Origin of the sequence: Pseudomonas sp. Irchel s3a10, from assembly GCF_900187525.1 — a bacterium.
In the GTDB taxonomy this organism is placed as follows: Bacteria; Pseudomonadota; Gammaproteobacteria; order Pseudomonadales; family Pseudomonadaceae; genus Aquipseudomonas; species Aquipseudomonas koreensis_G.
This window is the reverse complement of sequence record NZ_FYDR01000010.1, coordinates 156007-169438: the sequence shown is the minus strand read 5'-3', so window position 1 is coordinate 169438 and position 13432 is coordinate 156007. Positions and strand designations below refer to the sequence as shown.

The following is a 13432-nucleotide window of genomic DNA, read 5'->3' as shown; positions in this document are numbered from 1 at the left end:
GCTCCTTATGCGGCAACCGGTTGCAAACGGCCGCCTGCGCGGCGATAGAGGTACAGCGTGGCGCACAACGCGCACAGTGCGCCGACGCTCATCCAGTAACCCGGCGCCGCTTTGTCGCCGGTGTACTGGATCAGGAAGGTCGACATCGCCGGGGTGAAACCGCCGAAAATCGCGGTCGCCAGGCTGTAGGCGAGGGAGAAACCGGCTACTCGCACTTCAACCGGCATGATCTCGGTCAGCGCCGGAATCATCGCGCCGTTGTACATGCCGTAGATGAACGACAGCCACAGCAGCGACAGCAACATATGGCTGAAACTCGGCGCCTGCACCAGGTACGACAGCGCCGGATAGGTGGTGGCCAGCGCCAGCAGCGACATGGCGATCAGCACCGGACGTCGGCCGATACGGTCGGACAACATGCCGCCAATCGGCAGCCAGAAAAAGTTCGACACGCCCACCAGCAAGGTCACCAACAACGCATCGGAGGTGCTCAGGTGCAGCACGGTCTTGCCGAAGGTCGGCGCGTACACGGTGATCAGGTAGAACGCGGTGGTGGTCAGCGCGACCATCAGCATGCCGCCGAGCACCACGCCCCAGTTCTGGCCGAGGGTGCGGAACACTTCCTTCATGCTCGGACGGTGTTTGCGTGCGGCGAACTCTTCGCTTTCCGCCAGATTACGGCGCAGGAAAAAGATGAGCGGCACGATCAGGCAGCCGACGAAAAACGGAATCCGCCAGCCCCAATCGGCCACCACGCTCGGCGCCATCCACGCGTTCAGCGCGTAGCCCAAGGCTGCCGCGACGATGATCGCCACTTGCTGACTGGCGGACTGCCAGGCAGTGAAGAAACCTTTGCGACCCGGTGTGGCGATTTCAGACAAGTACACCGAAACACCCCCCAATTCCGCACCGGCGGAGAAGCCTTGCAATAGCCTTCCGATCAACACCAGCGCCGGCGCAAACAGACCGATGGTCTCGTATCCGGGCACCAGCACAATCAGAATCGTGCCGCTGGCCATGATCGACAGGGTGACGATCAACCCTTTGCGCCGACCGACATCATCGATGTACGCGCCGAGCACGATCGCCCCCAGCGGACGCATCAGAAAGCCTGCGCCGAACACCGCGAACGTCATCATCAGTGAAGCGAACTCACTGCTCGCCGGGAAAAACACCGCCGCGATCTGCGTGGCGTAGAAGCCGAACAGAAAGAAGTCGAACTGTTCGAGGAAGTTGCCCGAGGTGACCCGGAAAATGGCGCCGGCCCGCGAGCCGCCGTGTGGGATTGAGGCTGTCATAGAAAAATCTCCACCGCTTTTATGACGTGCGCGGCGTGGAAGCGGCGCACAGTTGTTATTGCGGCGGATGGTCGCGCAGCTGTAACAGGATGTTAATTGCATTGTTGGCATGGATTGATGTGCAAAGCGGATCAATCCTGAAAACACCGTTTAACCTGTGGGAGCGGGCTTGCTCGCGAAAGCGGTGGTTCAGGCGGAAAAGTGTTGAATGTGCCGGCTTCTTCGCGAGCAAGCCCGCTCCCACAAGTTTCCGGATTGACTGCAAAACTTGCTTCCACCAACTGCTCTGTGGGAGCGGACTTGCTCGCGAAAGCGGTGGTTCAGGCGGAAAAGTGTTGAATGTGCCGGCCCCTTCGCGAGCAAGCCCGCTCACACAAGTTTCCGGATTGACTGCAAAACTTGCTCCCACCAACTGCCCCTGTGGGAGCGAGCCTGCTCGCGAAAGTGTTGTGTCAGATAAAGCGAATGCTGGAAGTGCCGCCCGGTTAGTCTGCACTCCCATTCATGCTCGTTCCCGTGTCGGGCTCTGTGATCAGAAAGGGTGGCAGCGGGCAGTCGAGCAGATCCGCCACCGCACGAAACAACTCGGCTTCCGCCACAGTGATTACCCCGTCATGCATCACACAGCGGGTCATCGCATTGAGCAGGGGAGGCCGTTCTTCTGGCATCAAGTGGCGCAGGCGTTTGATTGCAGCTTCGAGCCCTTGCAGATCCTCAAGTTCGACCGGTAATTCCGAGGGTCGCTCGAATGGCAATCCCTCCCAGGCAAAGTGCAGCGCCTGCAACGCCACTTGCTGATTCTGCTGACCGGCGCGCGCCATCGCATTCAGCAGCACCAGCAGTTGTTCGGCGCACTGGAACAAGCCGAACTTGAACTGAACCGCTGGCGCGCCCTCGACATTGCGTTCGACTATGCGTAGCAGTGTCCACTCCAGCAGCTCGGTTTCGTTATCGGCGTCAATCAGCAGGTTCATGTTCTGCTTCATCGTCGCGAAAGGTTTCTTGCCAAGGCGCTTAAGGCTGGGAATCAGCAGATCCAGCAACGGCAGGCGCAGGCCCGGATTGAGTAGTGACAAATGCTCGCGCATGGCATTGAGGATGTTGAACAGCGTGCGGTCGAGGCTCGACTCCAGCAGAGATAATTGCAGTGCCCGCAGCGAGTCGGAGCGTGACAACAACAGGCCGTATACCAACGCTTGCGCGCTGTCGGTGCTGCGTGCCGCAAGTTTGAGCTTTTGTGGAATTTTCTCCAGCACCCGGCGCGCTTCGATCAGATGTTCGGCGCGTGGTGCACCGATAGCGGCCACGGATGCCTGCACGGCGTTCATGTTGTACACCACGGACATCGCTGTGTCCGGCACGCCGCTGAAGGCATCCGGGACCGGCAACACGGCTCTGGCCACCATTGAGTCCTGCGGCGGCGCGGCAATTTTCACGAATGTGCCATCCCAACTGGCATCGATGCGACGAATACGCTCGCTCAGATCCGGATGACTGGACATCAAGTCAAAGCTTGAAGTGCCCGAACCGAAATACAGATGGCTGAACTCGGCGGCGCGCGCCGCGTTGATCTTCGCGCCCAACGCGTAGCCGCCGATCTTCTTCAATGCACCGGCAATGCTTTGTGGGTCGCGGGTGTACTGCACCGCTGTTGCATCGGCCAGGAATTCGCGCTGCCGGCTGACCGCCGCCTTGATGAGATTGCCGAATACGGTTCCGCCATACCCGACGATGCACAGCACGGTGCCAAACATCACGGTGAGGATGGCCGGTTGAGTGCGATTGACTGGGGAGCGACGCACGTCATCCATGCCGCGCAAAATGAAGCTGCCAGTCAGGCCGATCACCAGGATGCCGTGGACGATGGCGACCAGGCGAGTGTTCAAACGCATGTCACCGTTGTAGATGTGACTGAACTCGTGGGCGATTACGCCTTGCAGTTCATCACGCGACAGCAGGGTGATCGCTCCCTGCGTCACACCGATGACCGCGTCTTGCGCGGTAAAACCTGCGGCGAATGCGTTGATGCCCAAATCCGGTAGCAGGTACACCGAAGGCACGACGGTGCCCGACGCCAGGGCCATTTCCTCGACCACATTGACCAGGCGCTGCTCTTCCAGAGTTTGCGCGCTGTGATTGATCAGACGTCCGCCCAGCCGACGTGCGACCACTTTGCCGCCGGCCGATAATTCGCCGTATTTGACCAGGCCGCCGACCAGCACAATGCTTGTCACCACCACCGAAACGGCGGTGAACATTTCCCAGCTCAACTCAAGGTCCATGACCGTATTGCCGTCGCCGTCGGAAACCGGCAGCGTCATCAGCAAGCACGACATGAGGATCAGACTGAGTACAGCGAGGCCCATCAAAATAACGAGCAGCACCGAGCGGCGCTTGGCCTGGCGCTGTTGCTGGAAGAAATTCATCGTAAAGTCCGGAAGATGTCGGGTGCGCCTGTCGTATCGTGTTCAGGGGGCTGGCGGTTACTGCGCGGACGACGCAGTAAGCTGGCCGTCCCATTGTGGATCGATACGCCGGATACGTACGCTCAGATCGGGATGGGTAGCAAACATGCGACTCAGCGTGGTCGAGACGCCTGTGCTGAAGTACAAATGACTGTACTCACCGGCCCGGGCAGCGCTGATTGACGAACCTTGAGCGCCGATTTTTTTCAGGGCGCTGACGAGTGCCTGAGGGTTGCGAGTGAATTGCACCGCACTGGCATCGGCCAGGAACTCGCGCTGGCGGCTCACGCCGGCCTTGACCAGATTGCCAAAAAAATTGCCGATGCAACCGGCCAGACACAGCAAAAAGCCAGCGAATAACGCCAGCAGCATCAAGCGCACGTCGCGCTTTCCACCCTTGAGCAGGCTTGCCATCAACAGACCGCCGGAAAGCCCTAGCACCAGAAGGCCGTGTACCACTGCCACGAGTTGCGTGTTCAGGCGCATATCGCCATTGAAAATGTGGCTGAACTCATGGGCGATCACCCCTTGCAGCTCTTCGCGAGTCAGTTGGGTGACTGCGCCCTGGGTTACGCCGATGACTGCGTCCTCAGGTGTAAACCCCGCGGCGAAGGCGTTGATACTTTGATCCGGTAACAGGTACACCGCCGGCATTACGCTGCCAGAGGCGATAGCCATTTCCTCGACAACGTTCATCAGCCGTTTTTCGCCCGGCGTCATCGCAAATCCGTTGAGCCAACGCCCGCCAAGCTTCTCGGCCACCACTTTGCCGCCCGCCCGTAACTCCCGGTATTTCAGGAGGCCGCCGATCACCACGATGCCGCCGACGATTGTTGCGATAACGCCCAGCGCCATAAAGGCATCCAGCAGACTTCCGGTTCCGCTCAGATAATCCTCAAAACCACTGAAGACGAAAGGCAGGCTCGTCAGACCGATCAACATGACAATGGACAGGATCATCATGTTGATCAGGCGCGCGGTCTGGTTTTTCGCCTGGCGTTGTTGTTCGAAGAAGTTCATCGGGCCTTCCGTGGGCAAGGGGGGTTAGAAAGAAACTTTGGGAGCCGTCTTGATCGCCAGAGTGTCGGCAAATTTGAGCGGTGCCGCATCATCGCGATGGCCGAAGCTGGGGGCTAGCAACACTGTCGGAAAACTCTGCTTGAGGGTGTTGTAGGTCATCACCGCATCGTTGTAAGCCTGGCGGGCAAAACTCACTCTGTTTTCAGTACTGCTCAATTCTTCACTCAACTGCAGCATGTTTTGCGAGGCCTTGAGATCGGGATAAGCCTCCAGCGTGACATTCAGACGATCCACGGCATTATTGAGCGCGCTGTCGGCCTGACCCAGATGTTCGATGTTTTGCGCGTTACCCGGTTGTGCCTGCGCGGCCTCAAGTACGGCCACCGCGGCATTGCGTGCCGCGATCACGGCTTCAAGGGTTTCGCGCTCGTGGGCCAGAGCGCCCTTGGCAATGGCAACCAGATTGGGGATCAGGTCGTAGCGACGCTTGAGCTGGACTTCGACTTGCGCGAAGGCATTCTTGATTTCGTTGCGGCGTGCGACCAGCGAGTTGAATGCGTGCACCGCGTAGAGGGCGCAAAGACCGAGCAAAACCAGATTGACGACAAGATAGGTGTTCACAGTGATGTCCTTATTCACTCGGCGGGATTTTGCGCGGCATATTAGCGCAAAAGCCTGCAGTTGAGCCCGGATCCTGTGGGAGTGAGCCTGCTCGCGAAGGCGGCCTGCCTGCCAACGACAATGCCCGGGCATCCCAGACAAAAAACAAGGAATGATTGCGTGACGCCGCGGTCGGAGTTCAGGTATCACACACCTGAAGGAGGTTCACCGATGAACAGCAAAACCCTAATCGCCAGCCTGGCCCTGGTTGCCGGCATTGCCGGGATCAGCCCACTTGTTCAAGCGGCGCAAACCTCAAGCGAACCCACTGTCCAGTCGCCGACCAGCGACCGCGAGTTGAAGGTCAACGATCGCGCTCCAGACATTTATCAGCGCAGCGACAAAGCGTTGAAGAACTGGAAACAGAAAGGCTTGAAAGCCCCGGTCGATCAGGCGCAGTGGGTGCAGATCAATGATAAGTACGTGATGGTCATGATCACCAACGGAACTATCGTCGAGATGCAGCCTGTCGAGCGCTAAGCGTTTCGGCAACAATTGGCCATGGACGGTCGATTGCATTCGGGCGCCATTCGGGTAAAACGCGACGGGCGTTTCGAGTGACTGGATGTCAGGAGCAATCGTTGGAAAAGAAACCGCTTTATCGCAAAGTAAATACCACTGCCCATAACGTCTGGCGCAACAATCAGGGCAGTCACTATCGGTATGAGCGTAATACCAAAGCCGAGAGGCGTAGCGAGGCGACGCGGGGTTCGATGCATGGAATCAAGCATCACGGCTACGATTACACCCCATTATTTCGCTTTCTTTTATCTCGTGTCGGAGGTAACTGGGATGAGATTTACAGTGAGGCGGTGGCGCGCCTTGATCGTCCGGAGCCAGTGTTCTGGATGGTGTCCATCCATGAAGATGATCGCGAGGACATTGTGCGACTGGGTGAGTCGAGCTACTTCAATGGCCTGTACGTCGATGAGCAAAAGCGTCTTCAAATCGTTAACCCGGACTTGAAGGCCGAGGAGATGAAACCCCATTGCCAGTGTTGCACCCATACTTTCAATGGCGTTGTGTTTGGCTTGCCTCCTGATTGAGTGTTTCCACTCGATAAACCGCCAATCATTGGTTAATGAGTTGCGAACAGCTGCCATTTCTGGGAAAACGGCCGCCAGTTAAGCAATTGAGTGAATGTCATGACTGATGAACTGCAGGTAATCGATCTTCAGGTGGGCGAGGGCAAGGCTGCCGTCAAAGGCGCGCTGATTACCACCCATTACACAGGCTGGCTGGAAGACGGCAGAGAGTTCGACTCCTCCCACAGCCGAGGCAAACCTTTTCAGTGCGTGATTGGCACGGGCCGGGTAATCAAGGGTTGGGATCAGGGACTGATGGGCATGCAAGTGGGCGGCAAGCGCAAACTGCTGGTGCCGGCGCACTTGGGGTACGGCGAGCGGACCATGGGCAAGATTCCGCCGCATTCGAATCTGGTGTTCGAGATTGAGTTATTGGAGGTTTTGACGCGGGAGGATTGAGGCGGATGCAGTAACGACATCGCCTCTTGGCCTAAGAATCCGAGCTGCCTTCAAGCCCAGTGCAGCGGTGCGGCCTGGGGAAAGCAGATGTCTACTTCCAGTTTCGCTGCGGCCGATAGATTGACCAGCGCATCCAGAGAAAATTTGTCGATTTTCCCGTTGAGCACGTCATTGAGGCGTGGCTGAGTAATTCCCAAACGCTTGGCGGCTTCCTTCTGAGGAAGCTCCCAGGCACGAACCGTTTCGCAAAGCGTGCGCATAAGTTTGGCCCGCAGGCGCATGTTGGCCGCGTCCTGCGGCGTATCTTCCAGTGCGTCCCAGATGCTTGAGAAATGCTGGGAAGGGTGTTGATGATCCTTCATGGCTTAACCTATTTCCTGGTATCTGGCGCGTGCCAGTTCGATGTCTCGCGTTTCAGTTTTGCGAGTGGTCTTTTGCATGGCGTGCAGCACATAAATCGCGTCAGGCCGATTGACCACGTAAAACACTCGAAACGCTCCTGAGTCTTCGGTGATTCTGATTTCATTGACACCCCGTCCTACGGTTTTCATGGGGCGCCAATCAAAAGGCTCGTCGCCCTGTTGCAACAGATCCAATTGAAATCCCGCAGCTCTGCGAGCATCCAAAGGAAAAGCTCTCAGATCCTTGAGTGCACTTGCGACAAACACCACATCCTTGTGTCTTGGCATCGACTTCTCCTTTGTTGAAAGGATAAGCGTAATGGCTCCGACGAAAATGCGTTGCGGCGGTGTGTTGCAAAGAGTGGCAGAGGTCACCTATCAGCAGGCTATATCGAAACCGATATAAGTCAAGCTTGATTTTCTTTATCTGATATTCGGTATCGACATCGCCAGTTTGCTCCTACAGGGGATTAGAGCAGGGCACGCGCATCATGAGCCTCAACCCCAAGCGCTGAGCCACAGCGACTAAGGCTGTGCCGCGCTGAACAGCGGGATCCGCCCATTGAGCGATGGGCGGTAATGCCACGTCAGCTGTTGCAGATTCACACCCTGATCGAGGATTTCTCTGACAGTCGCAGCGGCAATGCTCAGCGCCAGCGCCTGTCCCGGACACTGATGCCGGCCGCTGCCAAAGCTGAAACTGCGCCGGTCAGGACGATCCAGCAGAAACCGCTCGGGCTCTGCATTTAACAAAGGATCGCGGTTGGCCGAGGCCAGCAGCACCAGAATTATCTCGCCGGCCTCGAGCCGCACGCCATCGATCTCGCAAGTCTGTGCGACAAAACGCCGGGTGTTCTGCACCGGCGGATCAAAGCGCTGAACCTCGGCCAACAGTGCTTTCACAGAGGCGTCATGCAACTCAGGCTGACGTCGCAGCGCGATCAGCGCATTGCCGATCAATCCCGCACTGGCCTCGAACGTCTGCGAACAGAGACCGATCAGGTTGGCAATCAGGGTTTCTTCGTCTCCTGCAAATCGCTGTTCGATAGCCCTGAGCAACTCGCTATCGGCTTCGGCCAGCAACTCGATGAAGTAACCGCGCAATTGCTCTGCCGCCGCATGCGCTGCTGCCAGTTGCAGGTCATTGCTCAGCGGCGACAGGCAAGTGACGAAATCCGCGGTCAGCTCGCTGATCGCCCGGCCTTGCGCCGGGGTGAAGCCGAGCAGCGCCGCGACCACGCACACCGGGCCGCGAAACATCGCCTTATATAAGCCGTCGGCGTCCGCTGTAATCAGACGCGCGGCCACTAGTGCGCGTACTTGCTCGTCATCTATCAACTGCAGTGACGGCTCGATTGCCGCACGCGGACAGCGTTGACGTTCGCCATCGTTCATCCGCATCAACTGCCCGAACACCTTGCCAGCCAGCCCCGAGGCAATCGTCTTGGGCACCGGTTCCTGCGGCGGTCGCACCCGACAATCGGCGTGCGTCAGCACTGCGCTCACCGTTCGGGCGCTGCTGGCGACCCACAGTTTCAATCCATGATCGAAGGTCAGTCCGCCCTCGGCGCGCAGTTTGGCGTAGTAGGGGTAGGGATCGGCATGCGTCGCAGCGATGATCGGGTCCATGGTGCACAGCCTTGTCGTCGGGAAAGTGATGCGAGTATCTTCAGTTCGCAGCGACGACGATTCGTCGGGGAGCGAAATATGCACGCAGAACATCTAGACGTCGGCGTATCGCAGGTGGCGGCCGCTATCGCCGAACCGGCACGCACGAAAATCCTCTGCTCACTGATGGACGGCCACGCCCGCACCAGTACTGAATTAGCGGCCGTGGCGGAAGTCAGCGCCTCCACTGCCAGTGCACATCTGGCCAAACTCAAGGATCTGTCGCTGGTGCGCCTGCATGTGCAGGGCCGCCATCGTTATTACAGCCTCGCCGATCAGCGCGTGGCCCAGGCGCTGGAAGCGTTGATGGTGATCGGCCAGAACGCCGCACCGAGCTTCAAGCCGCACACCCCGGATCGCCTGCAATTCGCCCGCACTTGCTACGACCACATGGCCGGCACGCTGGCGGTGTTGCTGCATGACCGTTTGCTTGAGGCGGGGTGGCTGGTGGGAACCGACGAGCGGGTTTATCGCTTGAGCGAAAGTGGCGAGGCGCTGTTCGAAGGCTTGGGGATTGAGGTGCAGGATTTGAGTAACTTGCGTCGCAAGTTCGCCTGCCCGTGCCTGGACTGGAGCATGCGTCGGCCGCATTTGGGCGGATCGTTGGGCGCGGCGTTGTTGCAGATGGCGCTGAAACGCAAGTGGGTGACGCAGGATCTTGATAGTCGGGCGTTGGCGCTGACTGTGGCGGGGCGAAAGGAAATGGGCCTGCTATTTGGTCTCGAGTTGCCGATAGACGCGAAGGTCAAAAGATCGCAGCCTGCGGCAGCTCCTGCAGTAAGTGCGTACAACCGATAAATCTCGACCCTGCCCAATCCCTGTCGGCGCTGCCGCAGGCTGCGATCCTTTGATCTTGAGCTTCTGCCCGACGAGGTGCGCTTCTTGCACCTTGTAACCCCGTGCTCGGACCTATACTGTATATCCACACAGTAAAGAGCCCGCGCCATGCAAATCATCGACAAGCTCAGCATTCTCGCCGACGCCGCCAAGTACGACGCCTCCTGCGCCAGCAGCGGTGCGCCCAAGCGCAGCTCCGAGGGCAAGAGCGGGTTGGGCTCGACCGATGGCATGGGCATCTGCCATAGCTATACGCCGGACGGCCGTTGCGTGTCGCTGCTGAAAATCCTCCTGACCAATTTCTGTCTCTACGACTGCCAGTACTGCGTCAACCGCCGCTCCAGCGATGTGCCGCGTGCACGTTTCACCCCCGAGGAAGTGGTCACGCTGACCCTGGATTTTTACCGGCGCAACTGCGTCAGCGGGCTGTTTCTCAGTTCGGGGATCATCCGCTCGGCGGACTACACCATGGAACAACTGGTGCGCGTGGCGAAGCTGTTGCGCGAGCAGCACGAGTTTCGCGGCTACATTCACCTCAAAACCATTCCCGAGGCCGATCCGGCATTGATCGAGGAGGCCGGGCGCTACGCTGATCGCCTCAGCGTCAATATCGAACTGCCCACCGACGCCAGCCTGCAAACCCTCGCGCCGGAGAAGCAGATCGGTTCGATCAAGCAAGCGATGAACACCATCTACACTGGCGTGCAAACGGTGCTCAACGAACCGCGTTCGGCGAAGTTCGCCCCGGCCGGGCAGAGTACGCAAATGATCGTCGGCGCCGATGACACCGACGACAGCACGATTTTGCACAGCGCTCAGTCGCTGTATGGCAACTATCGCTTGCGGCGCGTCTACTATTCGGCCTTCAGCCCGATCCCCGACAGCCCGAAAAGCGTGCCATTGGCCGCGCCACCGCTGATGCGTGAGCACCGTTTGTATCAAGCCGATTTCCTCTTGCGCAGCTACGGCTACAGCGCCGATGAGTTGCTCAAGGGCCCGGGTAATCTGGCGCTGGATATCGATCCGAAGCTGGCCTGGGCGCTGCAGAATCGCGAGGTGTTTCCGCTGGACCTGAATCGTGCCGAGCCGTCGCTGATCGCCCGTATCCCCGGCATCGGCCTGCGTACAACCGAACGTCTGGTGCAATTGCGCCAGCAACGGCGCATTCGCTACGAAGATGTGGCGCGCATGCGTTGTGTGCTGGCCAAGGCCAAGCCGTTCATTATCACCAGCGATTACCACCCGCAGCAGGCCGAAGTCACCAGCCACATGCTCTATCAGCAACTGCGCGACCGGCCGCAACCGCAGCAGATGGGGTTGTGGGGATGATCAATCTCGATTGCGACGACCTGTTCGACACCTGGCGCCAGCAGGCGCGCTGGCTGCTCAGCCATGAAATCGACCCGAGTCTGGTGAGTTGGGCGTCGGAAGGGGTGAGCGATCTGTTTGCCAGTGACGTCTCGGTACCCGAGGGGCAGGGGCCGTTTCAGGCACGCATCCCCCGCGCACTGCTCGACACCCTGGAGCAAGCCGCACGCTACCGGGGCGAGCAGCGCTGGAGTCTGCTCTACGAAGTGCTGTGGCGCGTCAGTCACGGCGACCGCACGGCGATGATGGCCGGCGACAAACTCGGCAGCGAGTTGCAGCGGCGGATCAAGCAGGTGCAGCGCGAAGCCCACCATTTGCATGCGTTCGTGCGTTTCATCGAACGCCCGCAAAATCAGCCAGGCCCGCAATACGTCGCGTGGCACGAACCGGCCCATGACATCCTGCACAGCGCCAGCGAACATTTCATCGGGCGCATGGGCCGCCACCGCTGGTTGATCGCCACCCCACGTGACGGGGTTTATTACGATGGCGAACAGTTGATTCATCAGCGCCAGTGCCCGATGGAGTGGCAGCAACTGGCGCAGAACATCGATGATCCGCACGGCGAGTTATGGCTGACGTACTACAGCCACATCTTCAACCCGGCGCGGTTGAACGAGAAGGTCATGCAAGGGCACTTGCCGGTGCGGTTCTGGAAGAATCTGCCGGAGGGCGAGTTGATCCCCGGATTGATAACCCAGGCGCGGATGGGCAAACAGCAGAATGGTCAGGCCAGCGGGATAGCCGCGCGAGGCGGTAAGCGGATTGCGCTGAAATAGAAAATCAAAAGATCGTCCGAACGCGGCCCGAGCCTGCGGCAGCTCCTATAGGAGATCTGTGTAGGAGCTGCCGCAGGCTGCGATCTTTTGATCTTGCTTCCAATAAAAAGCCCCTATCGATCACTCGATGGGGGCTTTTGTGCATCAGCAGCCGTCAGATCAAACCTTGACGATCCAGCCTGCTGGCGCTTCGATGTCGCCGGTCTGCACGCCAGTCAGCTCTTTGTAGAGCTTCTGGGTGACCGGGCCGACTTCGGTTTCGCTGTGGAACACGTGCAGGTGGTCGTTGTAGCTGATCCCGCCGATCGGGGTGATCACCGCCGCAGTACCGCAGGCGCCGGCTTCCTTGAAGTCCGACAGTTTGTCGATCAGCACGTCGCCTTCAATCACTTCCATGCCCAGACGGGTTTTCGCCAGTTCGATCAGCGACAGGCGGGTGATGCCTGGCAGCACGGATGGCGAGTTCGGGGTGATGAACTTGTTGTCGTGGGTGATCCCGAAGAAGTTGGCCGAACCGACTTCCTCGATCTTCTTGTGGGTCAGCGGATCCAGGTAGATGGCGTCAGCGAAGTGCGCCTTCTTGGCCTGAGAGCCCGGCATCAGGCTGGCGGCGTAGTTGCCACCGACCTTGGCCGCACCGGTGCCCTGTGGGGCGGCGCGGTCGAAGCTGGAGATCTGGAAGTTGTGTGGGGTCAGGCCGCCCTTGAAGTAGGCGCCGACCGGGATCGCGAATACCGAGAAGATGAATTCCGGCGCGGTACGCACGCCGATGTTGTCACCCACGCCGATCACGAACGGACGCAGGTATAGCGCGCCGCCGGTGCCGTATGGCGGGATGAAGCGCTCGTTGGCGCGAACCACATCCTTGCACGCTTCGATGAACTGCTCGGTCGACACGTGCGGCATCAGCAGGCGGGCGCAGCTGCGCTGCATGCGCGCGGCGTTCTGGTCGGGACGGAACAGGTTGATCGAGCCGTCCTTGCAACGATAGGCCTTCAGGCCTTCGAAGCACTGCTGGCCATAGTGAAGAGCAGTCGAGCCTTCGCTGATGTGCAGCACGTTGTCTTCGGTCAGGGTGCCTTTGTCCCACTCGCCATTGCGAAAGTACGACAGATAGCGTTTGTCGGTCTTGATGTAGTCAAAACCCAGCTTGTCCCAATTGATGCTCTCGTTACCCATGACACCCTCTATCACTGAACAACCGTCGAAACGGTTCAAGGCTTCTGACGTTTTTTTGGATGGGCACAACAATACTTCATTCTTGCGCGGTTTCGCAGCCCGGACGATGGGGGGATTGGCAAAAATCGTAGCTTGCTTATTAAATTCCCATCGTTCTTCTATCTTTCTGCTCTTTTGTGGCGAGGGAGCTTGCTCCCGCTCCAGTGCGCAGCACTGGTAAAGCCGGCCATCGCGGTGCATCAGGTGTACCGCAGTGGCAGGGTTTGGGGCCGC

The 13432-nt window shown here is 58.9% G+C and carries 14 protein-coding genes; 6 read left to right on the top strand and 8 right to left on the bottom strand.

Annotation, left to right across the window (positions count from 1 at the left end):
* Window positions 1–5: 5 nt before the first annotated feature.
* The 4 genes from CKW11_RS24085 to CKW11_RS24070 all read right to left on the bottom strand — a co-directional run bounded on the left by CKW11_RS24085 (window position 6) and on the right by CKW11_RS24070 (window position 5410).
* Window positions 6–1298 (bottom strand): MFS transporter, encoded by a 1293-nt coding sequence (locus tag CKW11_RS24085; RefSeq protein ID WP_095139687.1) that lies wholly within the window; start codon window positions 1296–1298, stop codon window positions 6–8.
* Window positions 1299–1783: 485 nt separating this feature from the next.
* Window positions 1784–3724 (bottom strand): M48 family metallopeptidase, encoded by a 1941-nt coding sequence (locus tag CKW11_RS24080; RefSeq protein ID WP_095139686.1) that lies wholly within the window; start codon window positions 3722–3724, stop codon window positions 1784–1786.
* Window positions 3725–3781: 57 nt separating this feature from the next.
* Complete coding sequence (locus tag CKW11_RS24075) at window positions 3782–4783, bottom strand: M48 family metalloprotease (RefSeq protein ID WP_095139685.1); 1002 nt, start codon at window positions 4781–4783, stop codon at window positions 3782–3784.
* Window positions 4784–4807: 24 nt separating this feature from the next.
* A complete protein-coding gene (locus CKW11_RS24070) occupies window positions 4808–5410 on the bottom strand; it encodes a LemA family protein (RefSeq protein WP_095139701.1) in 603 nt (200 codons plus the stop codon).
* Window positions 5411–5614: 204 nt separating this feature from the next.
* Between CKW11_RS24070 and CKW11_RS24065 the strand changes: the two genes are divergently transcribed.
* From CKW11_RS24065 to CKW11_RS24055, 3 genes are all read left to right on the top strand, one after another.
* Complete coding sequence (locus tag CKW11_RS24065; RefSeq protein WP_027613230.1) at window positions 5615–5923, top strand: RcnB family protein; 309 nt, start codon at window positions 5615–5617, stop codon at window positions 5921–5923.
* A gap of 101 nt (window positions 5924–6024) precedes the next feature.
* Window positions 6025–6489, top strand: coding sequence for a hypothetical protein (locus CKW11_RS24060; RefSeq protein ID WP_095139684.1), 465 nt, complete (start codon window positions 6025–6027; stop codon window positions 6487–6489).
* A 99-nt stretch (window positions 6490–6588) separates the two neighbouring features.
* Window positions 6589–6927 carry an FKBP-type peptidyl-prolyl cis-trans isomerase gene (locus CKW11_RS24055; protein ID WP_095139683.1) on the top strand — a complete coding sequence of 113 codons (339 nt, stop codon included), beginning with the start codon at window positions 6589–6591 and terminating at the stop codon, window positions 6925–6927.
* Window positions 6928–6977: 50 nt separating this feature from the next.
* On the opposite strand, the gene CKW11_RS24050 is transcribed toward CKW11_RS24055, so the two are convergent.
* The 3 genes from CKW11_RS24050 to CKW11_RS24040 form a co-directional block, all read right to left on the bottom strand.
* Entirely contained in the window at window positions 6978–7289 is a 312-nt protein-coding gene (locus tag CKW11_RS24050; RefSeq protein WP_095139682.1) for a helix-turn-helix domain-containing protein, read from the bottom strand.
* Window positions 7290–7292: 3 nt separating this feature from the next.
* Window positions 7293–7616: a type II toxin-antitoxin system RelE/ParE family toxin gene (locus CKW11_RS24045; RefSeq protein ID WP_027613227.1), complete on the bottom strand. Its 324-nt coding sequence runs from the start codon at window positions 7614–7616 to the stop codon at window positions 7293–7295.
* 237 nt (window positions 7617–7853) lie between these two features.
* A complete protein-coding gene (locus tag CKW11_RS24040) occupies window positions 7854–8957 on the bottom strand; it encodes a cytochrome P450 (protein ID WP_095139681.1) in 1104 nt (367 codons plus the stop codon).
* 78 nt (window positions 8958–9035) lie between these two features.
* On the opposite strand from CKW11_RS24040, the gene CKW11_RS24035 reads away from it, so the two are divergent.
* The 3 genes from CKW11_RS24035 to CKW11_RS24025 all read left to right on the top strand — a co-directional run bounded on the left by CKW11_RS24035 (window position 9036) and on the right by CKW11_RS24025 (window position 11980).
* A complete protein-coding gene (locus tag CKW11_RS24035) occupies window positions 9036–9794 on the top strand; it encodes a helix-turn-helix transcriptional regulator (protein ID WP_095139680.1) in 759 nt (252 codons plus the stop codon).
* Window positions 9795–9941: 147 nt separating this feature from the next.
* Window positions 9942–11162 carry a putative DNA modification/repair radical SAM protein gene (locus CKW11_RS24030; protein ID WP_047601560.1) on the top strand — a complete coding sequence of 407 codons (1221 nt, stop codon included), beginning with the start codon at window positions 9942–9944 and terminating at the stop codon, window positions 11160–11162.
* Window positions 11159–11980, top strand: a complete 822-nt coding sequence (locus CKW11_RS24025; RefSeq protein ID WP_095139679.1) for a TIGR03915 family putative DNA repair protein — start codon at window positions 11159–11161, stop codon at window positions 11978–11980. Before CKW11_RS24030 ends, CKW11_RS24025 begins: the two co-directional genes overlap by 4 nt.
* Before the next feature lie 159 nt (window positions 11981–12139).
* Here CKW11_RS24025 and CKW11_RS24020 read toward each other — a convergent pair whose 3' ends face one another.
* Entirely contained in the window at window positions 12140–13159 is a 1020-nt protein-coding gene (locus CKW11_RS24020) for a branched-chain amino acid aminotransferase (protein ID WP_095139678.1), read from the bottom strand.
* Window positions 13160–13432 lie beyond the last annotated feature (273 nt).